Origin of the sequence: Nostoc commune NIES-4072, assembly GCF_003113895.1 — a bacterium.
Taxonomy (GTDB): Bacteria; Cyanobacteriota; Cyanobacteriia; order Cyanobacteriales; family Nostocaceae; genus Nostoc; species Nostoc commune.
Genome location: NZ_BDUD01000001.1, coordinates 1494410 through 1508968 on the forward strand (window position 1 = coordinate 1494410; position 14559 = coordinate 1508968).

General features: G+C 41.7%; 11 protein-coding genes and 2 pseudogenes. 5 read left to right on the plus strand and 8 right to left on the minus strand.

Going from position 1 to position 14559, the window contains the following annotated elements; translation table 11 throughout:
* Positions 1-225: 225 nt before the first annotated feature.
* The 4 genes and pseudogenes from CDC33_RS06665 to CDC33_RS06680 form a co-directional block, all read right to left on the minus strand.
* On the minus strand, positions 226-2112 hold the full coding sequence (locus CDC33_RS06665; protein WP_109007822.1) for a S9 family peptidase: 1887 nt from the start codon (positions 2110-2112) through the stop codon (positions 226-228).
* Between the two features lie 118 nt (positions 2113-2230).
* Positions 2231-2518: a hypothetical protein gene (locus tag CDC33_RS06670; protein WP_109007823.1), complete on the minus strand. Its 288-nt coding sequence runs from the start codon at positions 2516-2518 to the stop codon at positions 2231-2233.
* 34 nt (positions 2519-2552) lie between these two features.
* Positions 2553-3998 carry a RecQ family ATP-dependent DNA helicase gene (locus CDC33_RS06675; protein WP_109007824.1) on the minus strand — a complete coding sequence of 482 codons (1446 nt, stop codon included), beginning with the start codon at positions 3996-3998 and terminating at the stop codon, positions 2553-2555.
* A gap of 106 nt (positions 3999-4104) precedes the next feature.
* Positions 4105-4853, minus strand: a pseudogene (locus CDC33_RS06680) (penicillin acylase family protein); the annotation flags it as partial.
* A 425-nt stretch (positions 4854-5278) separates the two neighbouring features.
* On the opposite strand from CDC33_RS06680, the gene CDC33_RS06685 reads away from it, so the two are divergent.
* On the plus strand, positions 5279-5506 hold the full coding sequence (locus tag CDC33_RS06685) for a hypothetical protein (RefSeq protein WP_109007825.1): 228 nt from the start codon (positions 5279-5281) through the stop codon (positions 5504-5506).
* Positions 5507-5595: 89 nt separating this feature from the next.
* On the opposite strand, the gene CDC33_RS06690 is transcribed toward CDC33_RS06685, so the two are convergent.
* A complete protein-coding gene (locus tag CDC33_RS06690; RefSeq protein ID WP_109007826.1) occupies positions 5596-8769 on the minus strand; it encodes a hybrid sensor histidine kinase/response regulator in 3174 nt (1057 codons plus the stop codon).
* Between the two features lie 279 nt (positions 8770-9048).
* Positions 9049-9309: pseudogene (locus CDC33_RS40220) on the minus strand (adenylate/guanylate cyclase domain-containing protein); the annotation flags it as partial.
* Positions 9310-9779: 470 nt separating this feature from the next.
* Between CDC33_RS40220 and CDC33_RS06700 the strand changes: the two are divergent.
* The 4 genes from CDC33_RS06700 to CDC33_RS06715 are packed head-to-tail and all read left to right on the plus strand — an operon-like array spanning position 9780 to position 13048.
* On the plus strand, positions 9780-11366 hold the full coding sequence (locus CDC33_RS06700) for a DEAD/DEAH box helicase (RefSeq protein WP_109012471.1): 1587 nt from the start codon (positions 9780-9782) through the stop codon (positions 11364-11366).
* Entirely contained in the window at positions 11296-12510 is a 1215-nt protein-coding gene (locus CDC33_RS06705) for a DUF790 family protein (RefSeq protein ID WP_109007827.1), read from the plus strand. The genes CDC33_RS06700 and CDC33_RS06705 overlap by 71 nt, the downstream gene beginning before the upstream one ends.
* Before the next feature lie 15 nt (positions 12511-12525).
* Positions 12526-12762, plus strand: coding sequence for a hypothetical protein (locus CDC33_RS06710; RefSeq protein ID WP_109007828.1), 237 nt, complete (start codon positions 12526-12528; stop codon positions 12760-12762).
* A complete protein-coding gene (locus CDC33_RS06715; RefSeq protein WP_109007829.1) occupies positions 12749-13048 on the plus strand; it encodes a type II toxin-antitoxin system VapC family toxin in 300 nt (99 codons plus the stop codon). The genes CDC33_RS06710 and CDC33_RS06715 overlap by 14 nt, the downstream gene beginning before the upstream one ends.
* 443 nt (positions 13049-13491) lie before the next feature.
* Here CDC33_RS06715 and CDC33_RS06725 read toward each other — a convergent pair whose 3' ends face one another.
* Positions 13492-13881, minus strand: coding sequence for a type II toxin-antitoxin system VapC family toxin (locus CDC33_RS06725; protein ID WP_109007831.1), 390 nt, complete (start codon positions 13879-13881; stop codon positions 13492-13494).
* On the minus strand, positions 13868-14113 hold the full coding sequence (locus tag CDC33_RS06730; RefSeq protein WP_109007832.1) for an AbrB/MazE/SpoVT family DNA-binding domain-containing protein: 246 nt from the start codon (positions 14111-14113) through the stop codon (positions 13868-13870). The genes CDC33_RS06725 and CDC33_RS06730 overlap by 14 nt, the downstream gene beginning before the upstream one ends.
* Positions 14114-14559 lie beyond the last annotated feature (446 nt).

Consider the following 14559-nt stretch of genomic DNA (forward strand, 5'->3'; position numbering starts at 1 on the left):
CTGATTATGGTTAAAGTACAGAACAAATATTTAACCACAGATGAACATAGAGCCTCGTATTGCCCATGTGTGTCAACTTAAGCCAAAAGGTGGCTATTGAATTACACTAACCACCATGCGTGAGACTTTATTAGGACTTACGCACACTCTACGAATTCTCGGCGCTCTTGGCGTCTTGGCGGTTCGAGAAATTAAGCTTTTTAGCAATTTTTGCGTAAGTCCTATTTATTTAACAATTCCTGAATGACCGGCGATATCTGCCAAAGGTTCAAATCTGCCGCCTAAGTATTTGGCAAGAAACTCTTCTGCGATCGCAAAAAAGTGCAACCGATTTTCTGGTCTGGCAAAACCATGTCCTTCATCTGTGTAAAGTGCATATTGCACTGGCAAACCAGCCTGCTGCATTGCATTGACAATTTGATCGCTTTCTGATTGTTTGACTCGCGGATCATTTGCACCTTGACCGATGAGTAAAGGTTTTTGAATTCGGTCAGCGAAAAATAAAGGCGATCGCGATTTCAAAAATTCCTCTTCTGTCTCCAAGTTACCGATACGATGATAAAGCATTGCCTTCAATGGTTCCCAATAAGGCGGTATAGTTTCTATCAAAGTAATCAGGTTACTCGGCCCTACAATATCCACACCAGCCGCAAAGATTTCTGGTGTAAAAGTCAACCCTACTAAAGTAGCGTAACCTCCATAAGAACCGCCCATAATTGCAATCTTTTGCGGGTCGGAAATGCCTTTTTCTATTAACCAGTTCACGCTGTCAATCAAGTCATCGTGCATTTTAGCAGCCCATTCTCGATTTCCAGCATTCAAAAATGCTTTACCGTAACCAGTGGAACCGCGAAAGTTCACTTGCAGAACAGCATAACCCCGGTTAGCGAGCCATTGCGTTGTGGGAGAAAAACCCCAAGTATCCCGCGCCCAAGGGCCGCCATGAACCAGAAGTACTGTTGGTAGATTCTGTGTAGGTATTCCTACAGGGGTTGTCAGGTAACTGTGGATAGTTAAACCATCCCGCGCTTCGTAAGAAATCGGTTGCATTGAAGCTAACTGCAACGTTTCGAGTTTGGGTTGGTTGCTAAAAAGGAAGGTGTTAGTTTTTGACTCTCGGCTGTAGGCATAGTAATAAACTGGGCCATCGTCAGTTCTATAAGCTACGAGCCAAGTTTTATCTTCCAAATCGCGGCTAATTATAGAGAATTCACCAGGACGTACCTTGGCAATTTCCTCAAAATCTGCGGCGATACTCTGGTCAATTACTTGCCATTCCTGTTTATCTTTGTAGAAAGAAACTGCTTGGACAACTCGTGTTAATGGCTGAATGATTATCCCCACAACGTCATACTGCTGATCTTCAGCAATGACAGTTTCTTGACGGGTGTCTAAGTCAACAGCTAGCAGACGTTTGGCGTTAGCGTCGTGATTCCCTTGAATATAAAGGGTTTTACCATCAGCCGAGAAACTTACAGAATTCCCTTCTTCCTCTGACCCCCAGTGGCGAAGAATTTCCCACTGTTTATCGGGTTTCTGCAATAAGAGGTCGTAACCACCATCCGGTGCGCTAGCTGTTGCTGCCCGTATTTGGAAATCAGCGTCAGATGTCCAACTGATAATGTTACCGGGGTTGTCAGTGTCGAACTCCACTGCACCATTTTTTAGGTTGATGCGGTAAACGTCAAACTTTTGGGGATTGTTCAAGTTCAAAGCTACCAGCATTTGATCTGGAAATTTGGGTTCCAGTTCCACGAGTTCGGCTTTTACACCCTGGAATGGCGTTAAGTCACGCACAATCTTAGAGTGAATATTAACCAAGTGGAGGTGAAAGTTCTCGTCGCCATCGGAGTCTTGCATATAAATCAACTGGTCGGCGTTATAAGTCCAGAAGAAAATGCGGATACCGCGCTTTTTATCGGCAGTTAGTATCTGGTCGTCTTCTTGTCCTATAGTTCGCAACCAAACCTGCAAGACATTTTTCTCATCAGGGGCGATATATGCTAAGTACTTGCCATCAGGCGAGAGTTGTGGGCTAGTTTTTTCGGGATTCCCAAACAGAATTTCGCGTGGAATTAGCGGTGGTAGAGAGGGCGCTTGAGCAGATGACATATTTTCATCCTCTACTTAACTACCTTATTGTCACTTGGTTATGAAAATGACAATTCATCCTATTGGGTGAACCTCATTGGAGAATAAGGGATAAGGTATTGATCTATTGAACGAGTCTTTAATACTTATAAATGAGGCTTTTAGCTCCGTTCATCCACCTTTTATCCTCGTGAACGAGGCTTTTAGCTCCGTTCATCCACCTTTTATCCTCGTGAACGAGGCTTTTAGCTCCGTTCATCCACCTTTTATCCTCGTGAACGAGGCTTTTAGCTCCGTTTATCCACCTTTTATCCTCGTGAACGAGGCTTTTAGCTCCGTTCATCCACCTTTTATCCTCGTGAACGAGGCTTTTAGCTCCGTTCATCCACCTTTTATCCTCGTGAACGAGGCTTTTAGCTCCGTTCATCCACCTTTTATCCTCGTGAACGAGTCTTTGATACTCATTGACGGCAATTATCGCAATGTCCGCAACGCAAGTTAGCAGCTTCTTTGTCAAAACCAAAGGCATTTAACAAAAACTGCCAACGACACTGCTTAGTTGTTAAATATTGATGCATCTGTTTAGCAGCGTGTAATTGGGTCGTTGGCTGATTTCCGGCTTTTTGAGCAATGGTGTAATGAAAAGGATCAAGCCAGTTTAGCTGACCGTTGCTGTGGAGTAAAGCTAGCGCCGTAGCACCTTCAGGAAATTGTCGGGTTACTGCATTCACTTCTCCCTGTTTAGGTAATTTTTTCACAAGTTGCTGCGCTATTTGTTGTTGCGATCGCATTTTTTCTTGAAAAAACTCCTGTCTTTGCTTATCCTCTGGATCTAACCATCCTGTAGGTTCACTTACCAATGTCAGTGCTTCGGCTGGTTTCCCATCCCTTCCAGCGCGGCCAATTTCTTGCACATATTCAGATAACAAATGTGGCGCGTGAAAATGGGCAACCCAACGGACATTACTTTTATTAATCCCCATACCAAAGGCACAGGTACACACAACAAAAGGAATTTTGCCACCTAACCAGCTTGCTTCTACTTCACGGCGTTCGCTTGCACCTAATCCTGCATGGTAACTAGCTGTTGCATAACCCATGTCTGCTAACCATTGGGCTAAATCTTCGCTATCTTTTCTGGTGCGAACATAAACTAACCCCGATTCTTGCGGTCTATTTTGAATAAACTTTAATAATTGTTGTTTTCTACCTCGTGGTGTCCAAGCAATGCGAACGCTGGGATGCAAGTTCGGACGGTAGGGATTCAACCGAAAAATTTCTGGTTGCTGTAATTGTAAAACTGTTTGAATAATTTTTTGCGCTAACGGGTCAGCAGTCGCAGTAAAAGCGGCGATGCTGATTTTTGTTCCTGGTGGTTTTGATTTTAGCAATGCCGGACGCACAGCCCCTAATCTGCGATAAGCTGGGCGAAACGTATCTCCCCACTGAACTAAACAATGGGCTTCATCCAAAATTAAGCCATTAATTTGCAATTGCGGCTGACATAATCTCTCCCACACTGGCGCACTTAGCAAAGTTTCTGGCGATAAATAAAGCAATCTTAGCTGTTGACGTTCTAAAGCTTGCAGAGTTGCACGGCGTTGAAATGAAGGTAATTCACTATGTAAAAGTGCTGCTTTTTGGTTACTTTGTAATAGTTCCTGTACTTGATTTTCCATCAACGCTACTAAGGGCGAAACTACCAAAGTTAATCCTGTTTGTAATAGTGCAGGAAGTTGAAAACAAATCGACTTTCCTCCACCTGTAGGCATAATAATCAGCGCATCTTTTTGTGACAATAAACTGCTGACAATCTCTCCTTGTGGCGGACGGAAATCTTCATAACCCCAGATTTTTTTAAATGTAGCGAGAACTTCTTGCCAAGATTTTATTGTAGGCTGATTCATAATCAATGGTAGATACACCTATATCTTTGAAAACTGAATATAGCCTCTGTTATCCTGCTAATGGTTCAGTAATTTCATCATCTTAGGTTGCAATTTAGTGATTATTGGTAAAGGACTGCCGCAGGATTTGGTCGCGGTTCTCAACTTCTGGGGTGTTACGATTATCCCACCAAGAACTATTAGGCTGTTTGACTAAATTCGCTACCACAGCATACCAGCGATCGCCGCCATCAGGAAAGTACTTTTCAGGTAACTGATCGTGAAACGTATCTGCTAGCAAGTGTTTCCAAAATACTTCAAATAAGGCAGCCGCAGGCGATGTCATTCCCAACTGCAAATTCCAATTTAATAGCAGTTTTTGGGCTGCTTGCAAGCGAGCGGCCCATGTCGGGTATAACGCACCGTTTGGACAATCGGTTGACTTCCCGCAACTTGAATCGTCTCTTGCACAAGTTGCATATCAACCCATTTGCCATTTACCTCATACTGGTTGGGGTTTTTTGGGTTGATTTTCTCGATGTATAAATCCATCACATCAGATTGTACATTGGTCACACCCCAGGCAATGCGATCGCTATGACCGATAATTACTCCAATCATTCCCGCAAAAGAAAACCCAGTAACGTTGTAAGGACATTCTGCACTCTTGGGCGTACAGTGCAAACCAACTTCATACCAGATAGAAGGTATTTGCACACCTAAATGGGGGTCATTCGCCAAAATTGGCTTACCCGTAGCTGTGCGCTCACCAGATATCACCCAGTTGTTCGAGCCAATACCTATACCTATAGGCCCTATAAGTTCTTCCAAAGCCATCATCGGCTTAGTAATTGACTCTAAAGCAGGGAAAACATCTGAAGAATGTAAGTGGCAAATCCCACTAACAATAGCCCCATTATTAACAGTACAATCAGAGTTCTTTTGAGAATCTGGGGAAACCAACGTTTCTTGAAGGTTTTTATTTGAGCTTCCCGTGGCATTGTTTAGTGAAATTACCTGATATTACCAGAATCTATCCCACTAATAATATTTGTGCTACAAAGCTTAACTTATTGAGAACTGAAAACGAAAAATTAAGGTTTTCAAGCACATTTTACGAAAAGGAGTAGGGATTTTTAAAATAGTGGGATAGGTTCCAGAAAAATAGATTTAAAGCTACGCACTTATAGGACGGCTTTCTTTTCAGCCTCAAGCATACCAAAAGTTAAATATACATATTGATATATCAATGTATTTGCTATACATTTTTTATGTAAGTTTTAATTTTGGAGGTTTTACGAATGGTTATTAAAGTTTTAAAATTAGCTATTCTGAGGGAGCTTACCGAAGAAGAAGAAGAAAGCTATAAAGGAGGCACTCCCACAGAAGGTACAGATATCCCTGTTAGTGGCGTTCCCAAAATCAAGAATGCTACTGGTGAACCTCCTATATCTCACGTAAATCTTGTGCCAAAACCACCTGTTGTGTCAAAACCACTTGTTGGGTCACCGGAAATTGAAACAACCTAAGTATAAACTGCTACTAGCAATTTTATAAGATAAAAAACAGTTATTGTTCCTACGTTTGACAAGGCTAGTCCTAATTTTTATTGAACTATTCAAGTACGTCCCGTAAGGTTGGCAATTACGGCTGCTAACTCGCCCGGATTGACTGGTTTGGGGACATGGAGTTGAAAGCCTGCTAATAAAGCTTGTGTCCGATCTTCTGCCCTAGCATAGGCTGTCAGCGCTACTGCTGGAATTCGCCCACCTTGGTCTGCTGGTAGTGCCCTGACTTGACGAATTAGTGTGTAGCCGTCTTCTTGTGGCATACCAATATCGCTTACCAGTACATGGGGGCGAAATTCTTGCAGGGCCAGCAGTGCATCGCTTGCAGATGGAGCAGCCATGACTTGGGCCCCATACTGTCCCAGAATCATGGTGAGCAAATGACGCGCGTCGGCCTCATCATCAACAATCAGCACCCGCAAGTCATCTAGCTTTGGCAGGTAATTGTTAGCGTCTTGGGTATCTGCAACAGATGAAAGCTGCTCTGCGGTATTAGCCTCAACATAGACGGCTTTCATTGGCAAATTGACAATGAATGTCGCCCCCTGTCCAATTCCTGGACTTTCGGCAGAGACTGTGCCGCCGTGTAATTCTACTAAATGGCGGACGATCGCTAACCCTAATCCTAATCCACCATGCGATCGCGTGATCGAACTGTCTTCTTGACGAAAGCGTTCAAATACATGGGACAGGAATTCGGCAGCAATTCCTACTCCTGTATCGCTCACCCGAATTTGCACGCAAGATTCAATACGCTTTAATTGCACATCAATTCTTCCCCCCTTGGGTGTAAACTTAACGGCGTTGGAGAGCAAATTCCAGACAACTTGTTGCAAGCGGCTGGCATCACCCACAACCACCCCTAATTCCGGGTCGAATTGACAGTTTATGCTAATCTCTTTGGCCTGGGCTGCTGGGTACACAGTATCGATTGCTGCCTGTACAAGTGGTACAAGTTTTACCTGATGAATATTTAGATGGAGTGTGCCTCTAATAATCCGTGAGACATCTAAGACATCTTCGATTAGTTGAGTGAGGGATTTGGTGTTACGCTCGATTGTCTGTAGTGCCCGCGCAGTAGTAGTTTCATCAAACTTGCGATTCCTAAGTAGCTGCGTCCAGCCCAATATGGCGTTTAAGGGTGTGCGGAGTTCATGGGAGAGTGTGGCGAGAAATTCATCCTTCATCCGGTTCGCAGCTTCAGCATCGGCGCGTGCTGCTTGTTCGCGTTCAAGCAATTGTTCACGTTCTTGCTCTGCTTGCTTGCGTAGACGCGAAGCGGCTTGTCGCAAGACATCGGTAATATCAATCATGAATCCATGTAATAGTTGCGGCCGCCCATTCTCATCCCGCACCACATTAACAATGTCATACAACCATACGACTCTGCCATCAGCAGCCAACATTCTATATTCAAATTCGTAATTATTCAATGATAAAGAAGATTCTTGGCAATACTGGATAGCCCACTTTCGATCTTCTGGATGCATGTATTTTTCCCAGAAATTTTCGGTGTACCAGTCTAACAAAGGATAGCCAAGAATATCAACGGTTTGCGGCCCTACATAAGTAAAATTTCCGGTAGTAGCATTTACCTCCCAAGGAATCACGCGGACTTTTTCTGTGAGTGTCCTTAACCGTTTTTCGCTCTGTTTGAGAGCTGCTTCTGCTAATTTATGAAGTGTAATATCTGTGATTAGGGCAACAAATCCTTCAACTTTTCCTTGCTGACTGAACTGAGGAACATAAGTGACATTCACATAATGGTTTGTGCCATCTTTATCGGGTACTTGGGTTTCGTAAGTTACTTGTTCTCCTGAAAGTACTGTTTCTATATAAGGAAGAATTGACTGATAAACAGATTCTCCGACAATTTCTCTTATGTGTTTACCATAAATTTCTGAAGTAGAAATTCCATACCAGTCTTTATATCCTTTGTTATTAAAGCGATAACGCTGTTCGCCATCAACATAGGAAATCTGGACGGGTACAGCATTTGTAATCAGGCGGAGTTGATCTTCTCGTTGACACAGTGCTGCTTCTACTTGCTTGCGTTCTGTGATGTCGCGTTGAGTTCCCCATGCTCTGACTAAAAGGCCATTTTCAACAATTCCCACCAGATTATTCAAAAAATATTTGGAATTACCTTGCTTATCTATTTCATGAGACTCTGCATCAATAATTCGGTAGTTAGAACGAATAAAATTACATAGATATGCAATATTATGTGGATCGGAGGGAACGAGAAAGTCTCCTAGTCTGGCGCTGATAATTTCTTCGGCACGAGAAAAGCCATACATCTGCGCCATAGCATTGTTGCATTCCCCTAAGTAACCATATTGATAAAAATGTTGAATTTGTTCATCTTCAGGACAATCTGGCGAAATTGGTACTTCCAATTCCATGCACCAAATACCTTCTGAACTCTGCTCTAAAAAAGCGCGGTAGCGTTCTTCGCTTTTGGAAAGGGCAAGCTCTACTTGTTTGCGTTCGCTTAAATCAAGTACAAAACAGATAACATGCTCTGGATTATTTTCTAATAAGGCGCAACCTAATAGAATGGGAACGCGGCTCTTATCTTTGCGGATGTATTCGTTCTCAAAAGGCTGACACACGCCTTTGGTTTTGAGTTCTGCGATCGCACTGTTGTTAGCTTCAATATATTCTGGTGGTATCATGTCGCGCCATCGAAGCCCTGCTAGCAAATCCTCCCGCGAATAACCTACCATTGCTAAAAAGACATCGTTAGCTTCTGCGTAGGCGTAGCCCGCCGTAGGCATCGCCCCGTCCATATTGGCTACAATTACCCCAATGATGTTGGATTCTACCAACCTTCTAAATTTTGCCTCGCTCACCTGTAGCTTCTGCAAACTCATTTGAAGATGTTGTTTAGCAGTGCGTAACTCTGAGGTGAGCAAGCTGATGAATATTGTCACCAGCATAAACAAGCCTAACCGCACTATGCTGTCAAGATTATCAACAAAGACCGAAAACACTGGCTTTAGCTTTAAAAAAAAGTAGCTGACGGCTAAAGTAGACAAAGCAGTACCTAGTAACCCTGTTTTCATACCGCCATACCAGGTACTAACCGCTACGGCAGGAAAAAATAGCAGAAAAATAGTTGGCTTCAGTAGTGGCTGTAGCAATAGTGTTAGTTGCAATGCGCTACCAACAGCTAATAATGTCACAGCATAGGGCGCTAGAAGGGAACGTGTTCCTTTCAATGTGGCTTCTCCTTGTATGCAGCTAGCTAAAGGGTTATTCCCAAAATCAGCTAGACAATGCGTTGGCGTAGCCCGTTGTAGACATCGCTCAACATTTATTATGCATCGGAAAAATCCACATTTAAGCGGTTACTTGCGGTGAATCTATCTAAAGTAGTAAAACTTAGTTTTAACACAGGTCAATAACCTGATAATTGTCGCTCTAATTATATATCTATGCTTTTTGAGTCTCAATCAAAAAGCATAGATATAGGACTTACGCAAAAATTGCTAAAAAGCTTAATTTCTCGAACCGCCAAGACGCCAAGAGCGCCGAGAATTCGTAGAGTGTGCGTAAGTCCTAAGATATATTAATTTTTTAAGTTTATTTATTTTAGTAGATTCAATTATCATTTTTTCTTTGCATTTAATCTTAATTAAATCTTGTATTTCCAATAAGTATTTATCCTTCAAAAGCTGACAACTTACTTCACAAACTTGGATACTACCTGCTATACCATCTGATTTCATTCTACTAGCAGTATTTACTGTATTTTCCCAAAGGTCGTAGGCAAACCCAGGATAAACTCAAAAAAATTAAGGAAGATGGCGGCGAACAAAAGGAATTTTACATAAAACCCAACAAATAATATTGATTAATGACATTAAGATACCGATTTAAAAATTGTATATTTTTCTTCTGATTGTGACTTATGTAAATAGAAAAAGAGATTAAGTTTAAGCAAACAATCAATATAATCTGCGGCTGCAATTGTGACTGTTTCAGCAGAAAGCCTTGTCATTGTTATTTGTATGATTCAGCAAGATTATTGTTGGTTTATGGCTCATACATTCCATTACTAATAAGCGTATCTAGTTGGATTTTGTCAGAGTTACTTGGATGAATCATGCACTTTTTGCGTTATTAGTAATCAATAGACTAGGGAATGGGGCATAGCGAATGGAAAAATTACCAATGTCCAATGCCCAATGCCCAATCCCCAATGCCCAATCCCCAATGCTCAATACTCATGGCTCGTACTCCTACATTAAATTTTGATCGCGGCACATTAATTTTGCATCCACCGCCACGCGGCAAAGGTTGGATGGATTATGCTACATGGGATGATAGAGTTGAAAAATTCCGCATTCCCGCAATTAGATACCGATCGCTAGTGGAAGCACTACAAGCGGAAGATGTGAATTTTATCGATGAGGCAAAGCAATTTTATCCTGTAGATTTGGTTCCTAGTCTAGAAATGGAACCCTATCCCCACCAAACTGAAGCGCTAACAGCTTGGAAACTGGCGGGTAGACAAGGGGTTGTTGTGCTTCCCACGGCGGCGGGAAAGACTTATTTAGCGCAAATGGCGATGCAGTCAACGCCGCGCACGACGCTAATTGTGGTGCCAACTTTGGATTTAATGCACCAGTGGTATGCACACTTGGTAGCAGCTTTCCCCGATGCTGAGGTGGGATTGTTGGGTGGTGGTTCGCGGGATAGAACAGCAATTCTCGTTGCAACTTATGATAGTGCAGCAATTCACGCTGAGACGTTGGGAAATCAATATGGTTTGATTGTTTTTGATGAATGTCATCATTTACCCACAGATTTTAATCGGGTGATTGCTGAATATGCGATCGCACCTTATCGCTTGGGACTCTCCGCGACACCAGAACGCACCGATGGTAAACACGCTGAGTTAAATATCCTCATTGGTCAAGAAGTATATCGCAAACGCGCTGAAGATTTGGCGGGAAAGGCGTTAGCAGAACATGAAATTGTTCAAATTAAGGTAAAGTTATCGCAACTTGAGCGGGAAAGATACAATCAACTAATTCAAACCCGCAATGATTTTTTAAAGCAATCAAAGATTTCTTTGGGAAGTTTACAAGGTTGGCAAATGTTCGTGCAAATGAGCGCTAGATCGCAATCTGGACGTAGGGCTATGTTAGCGCATCGAGAAGCGAAAGATATCGCTTTGGGTACTGATGGAAAGTTGCGAATTTTGATTGATTTATTGGCAGAACATTATCCAGCAAGAATTTTGATTTTTACTGCTGATAATACGACGGTTTATCGCATTTCTCAAGAGTTGCTAATTCCGGCAATTACTCATCAAACTCCTGTGAAAGAACGCCATGAGATATTAACAAACTTTCGAGAGGGTAAATATAATACTTTGGTTGCTTCTCATGTGTTGAATGAAGGGGTTGATGTACCGGCGGCAACTGTTGCAATTATTTTATCGGGAACGGGTTCGGCTAGAGAGTATACTCAGCGATTGGGTAGGATTTTACGAAAGGGGAATATTGAGAATAAGCAGGCGATTTTGTATGAGGTGGTGGCGGAGGATACGAGTGAGGAGGGGACTTCGGCTAGGAGAAGAGGACAAGGGGACAAGGGGACAAGGGGACAAGGGGAGAAGAAAGGAAATTTGCAGGTTGTGTATGGGAGTGGGAAGGAACGGAGTTTGAAGGCTGCGGAACAGTTAGAAATTAATTATTCAATCCAAAATCCAAAATCTAAAATCCAAAATTCAGCAGATGTTACCGACAGACTTACTGATGCATCGCCAAAACGGAGAGGAGATCATTCCGAAGAGACTGAAGATTGATCAAAAAACTTCCGAGTTGGCGATTGAGTTAATTAATTACTTTCAATCAGCAGTGGGGAAGACTCAAGGTGTGCTTGAGCGACAACTGACTGATTTTGAAGGAGATTCTACAGATTATCGAGTGAAGCGGGGATTAGCTTATATTCTCAAAAGCAGTTTTTGCACTTTTGAGGTGGTTAGTCCTTTGGAACCACAAATGTTAAGAGAACGGGTGTTTTCGTTGGCTGCAAAATCGGTTTCTAGTCGAGAATCAACACAAGTTACCCTGAGTAAAATTGCTGATGAGCTAACTCAAGAACTTGAACGGGAAGTTTTATTAGAACAGGTTCGGAATGGACTATATGCTGATTTATCTGAAAATAAGATTTTGACTGTTTTTGATGCACCAACAGCGCCAGATTTATTAAATAGATATAATTTATCTCAGGTGCAGGGTGTATTTTATAAAGCCAGTCAACTTGTATTGAATGCTCATCGGAATGTTCCGGGTGAATATAAGCTGTTATTTCGCTATTTAAAGTTGTTTCAATTGATGGCTTATATTGAGGGTGATGCTGACCACGGGTTTACAATTACGATAGATGGGCCAACGAGTTTGTTTAATCCTAGTACACGATATGGGTTAGCGATCGCTAAACTTATTCCCGCTTTACTTCACGTTACTAAATGGAGTCTTTCGTCGATTCTCCAAACCCGCGACGTTTATACAAATAGTTGGAAAACTGGACGTTTTACTCTCAATTCCGAATGTGGTTTGGTATCCCATTATCCACCAGGGAAGCCCTACGATAGTATGCTAGAAGCATCCTTTGCTGATAAATGGGATGCGTTGAAAAGTGGTTGGGCATTAGAGCGAGAAGTGGATTTGATACCAATCCCTGGTAGTGTGATGATTCCCGATTTTCGCTTAGTGCATCCTGATGGACGCACTTTCTTATTAGAAATTGTTGGTTATTGGCGACCAGAATATTTACAAAAGAAGTTTTCTCAAGTGCGACGGGCTGGACGTGATGATTTGATTTTGGCAATTTCCGAGAGACTTAATTTAGAAAAAGCGGGAGTAAAATTAAACGATGTCCCTGCGAGAATTGTTTGGTTTAAAGATAAGTTATTGCCAAAAGCTGTGTTAGCTGTAATGGATTGAACAAGGATAAATGAGATGAAAAGTATAGAAACAATTGCTACTGTTAGCAAAGATGGTAAGATTACAGCGCAGTTACCATTGGATATTCCAGAGGGTGAACATCAGGTGGTAATAGTAATTGATGAAAAGCTTTTGGCTGAAGAAGTAGAGACGGAAAAAAAGAAAGCGTCTCTCAAATTTTCCGCCTATCCTGTAGGATTAGTCTCGGAAAGCTTAACTTTCCGTAGGGAAGACCTTTATGCAAACGACTAATAGCTCTGTATTCATCGATACGAATATTTTAGTTTATGCAAATTTAGCTTTGTCGCCATTTCATATACAAGCGACAGAACGACTGCAAGCACTTGCGGAACAAGGTATTGATTTATGGATTAGTCGCCAAACTTTAAGAGAATATTTGGCAGCAATGACAAGACGAGGCGACTTAACCGGGAATATTCCTATTACATCTTTAGTGGCAGATGTACGGTATTTTGCTAGTTATTTTCGCTTGGTTGAAGATAATTTGCGTAAACCCATAAGCGATCGCCTAGACTGAAATTCATATTAAATTAAGTAAAAATGTCTGATTACTTATTCAAAAGCAGCTTTTACTTTCTCAAAAGCAGCTTTTAATCTCACATTTTAGTGTTTTCCACAAACAAAAGCAGCTTTTACTTCTTCAAAAGCAGCTTTTAATGTCACATTTTAGTGTTTTCCGCAAGCAAAAGCAGCTTTTACTTCTTCAAAAGCAGCTTTTAATCTCGCATTTTAGTGTTTTCCGCAAACAAAAGCAGCTTTTAATCTTGCATTTTAGTGTTTTCCGCAAACAAAAGCAGCTTTTACTTTCTCAAATCCTAGTTTGCTTACTCATTTGAGTAATTCACGCATTCATTTTGGTATATCATTGAGCCGAAAGCTGCCGTAGGCGTAGCCCATCGGAGACATCGCCTTAGTTTAGAGTATAAATCGACAAGCGATCGCCTAGTTTAGAAATGAGCATTACTCAAATAAATCAAATCCCTTTTCATTTCTCAGCTTTCTGTCAAAAGTTGCTGTTGAATTACAACCATAATCTTGAGCGATTACACCAATTAAATAGTCAGAAAAATCTGCACTTCCCTGCTTAAATCGTTGTAATGCTTGATAAGCTACAGAGCGATTTTCTAACTCAAACACCGAACATTGCAGCATCAAGTCTATGGTATTACTAATTTCTTCCTTACTAAATTGATAAGGGTTCCCGCGCAAAACCCAGACTAATTCACAGAGAACTATATTAGCAACAAAACATTGCTCTCCCCTTTCAATGATTTCAGCAGCTTGCTTCCACTGCTTTTCATCATCTTTGGTCAAGTAACGCACTAAAATATTTGTATCAAGTCCAATCACTTGAACTTTCTTGGATGGCTACTTCCATTTCTTCTAAAGTTGCGCTTTTCATTCCCGGACGGTGTAAAAACCCTGATAAGGTTTGGATAGAAACCTGAAGGGGAATCAGTTTGACTGCTCCATTTTCATCAATGACAAAATCAACCTTACTACCTGTGTCCAGATTAAGATAATCCCTAATTTCTTGAGGAATAGTTATTTGTCCTTTGCTCGTGATGGTCGCACTAGCCATAACTCAAGTTCCTTACTTGATGATAACTTCTATATTAAACTATAATATGATCGCGTAGCCCATGGTAGATATAGCGTCCTTTGATTTTTTAATAGAGTGCTTTCTTAGCAGCATTAACTAAACTAGCAAACTACAGCAATAACACTAGCCGCGCCTAAACTGAGAGTTAAAACAACTGTTCAACACAATTATTATTTAAACTTTCAGTTTTTTTCAGATATTGTCGGAAATATAAACGATATAATTCACACGCAGGAGTGCTGCGAAAAACGCTGATTGTGTGGGTAACGGTTGTCACCAGACCCAGCACAACTGATTGCCCAGGAAGTCCAATTAGCGATCGCCGTTAGAGATACACTGGATAGAATACTTTGATCGTGGGCACTAAAACAGGGTACAGCATCTTACCAAAGCCACTCAATAGCCCATCGTAGACATCGCCCAAT

Coding starts and splice junctions, on each gene's coding strand:
- CDC33_RS06665 (WP_109007822.1), bottom strand. CDS start 2,112: ATGTCATCTGCTCAAGCGCCCTCTCTACCACCGCTAATTCCACGCGAA.
- CDC33_RS06670 (WP_109007823.1), bottom strand. CDS start 2,518: ATGAACGGAGCTAAAAGCCTCGTTCACGAGGATAAAAGGTGGATGAAC.
- CDC33_RS06675 (WP_109007824.1), bottom strand. CDS start 3,998: ATGAATCAGCCTACAATAAAATCTTGGCAAGAAGTTCTCGCTACATTT.
- CDC33_RS06685 (WP_109007825.1), top strand. CDS start 5,279: ATGGTTATTAAAGTTTTAAAATTAGCTATTCTGAGGGAGCTTACCGAA.
- CDC33_RS06700 (WP_109012471.1), top strand. CDS start 9,780: ATGGCTCGTACTCCTACATTAAATTTTGATCGCGGCACATTAATTTTG.
- CDC33_RS06705 (WP_109007827.1), top strand. CDS start 11,296: ATGTTACCGACAGACTTACTGATGCATCGCCAAAACGGAGAGGAGATC.
- CDC33_RS06710 (WP_109007828.1), top strand. CDS start 12,526: ATGAAAAGTATAGAAACAATTGCTACTGTTAGCAAAGATGGTAAGATT.
- CDC33_RS06715 (WP_109007829.1), top strand. CDS start 12,749: ATGCAAACGACTAATAGCTCTGTATTCATCGATACGAATATTTTAGTT.
- CDC33_RS06730 (WP_109007832.1), bottom strand. CDS start 14,113: ATGGCTAGTGCGACCATCACGAGCAAAGGACAAATAACTATTCCTCAA.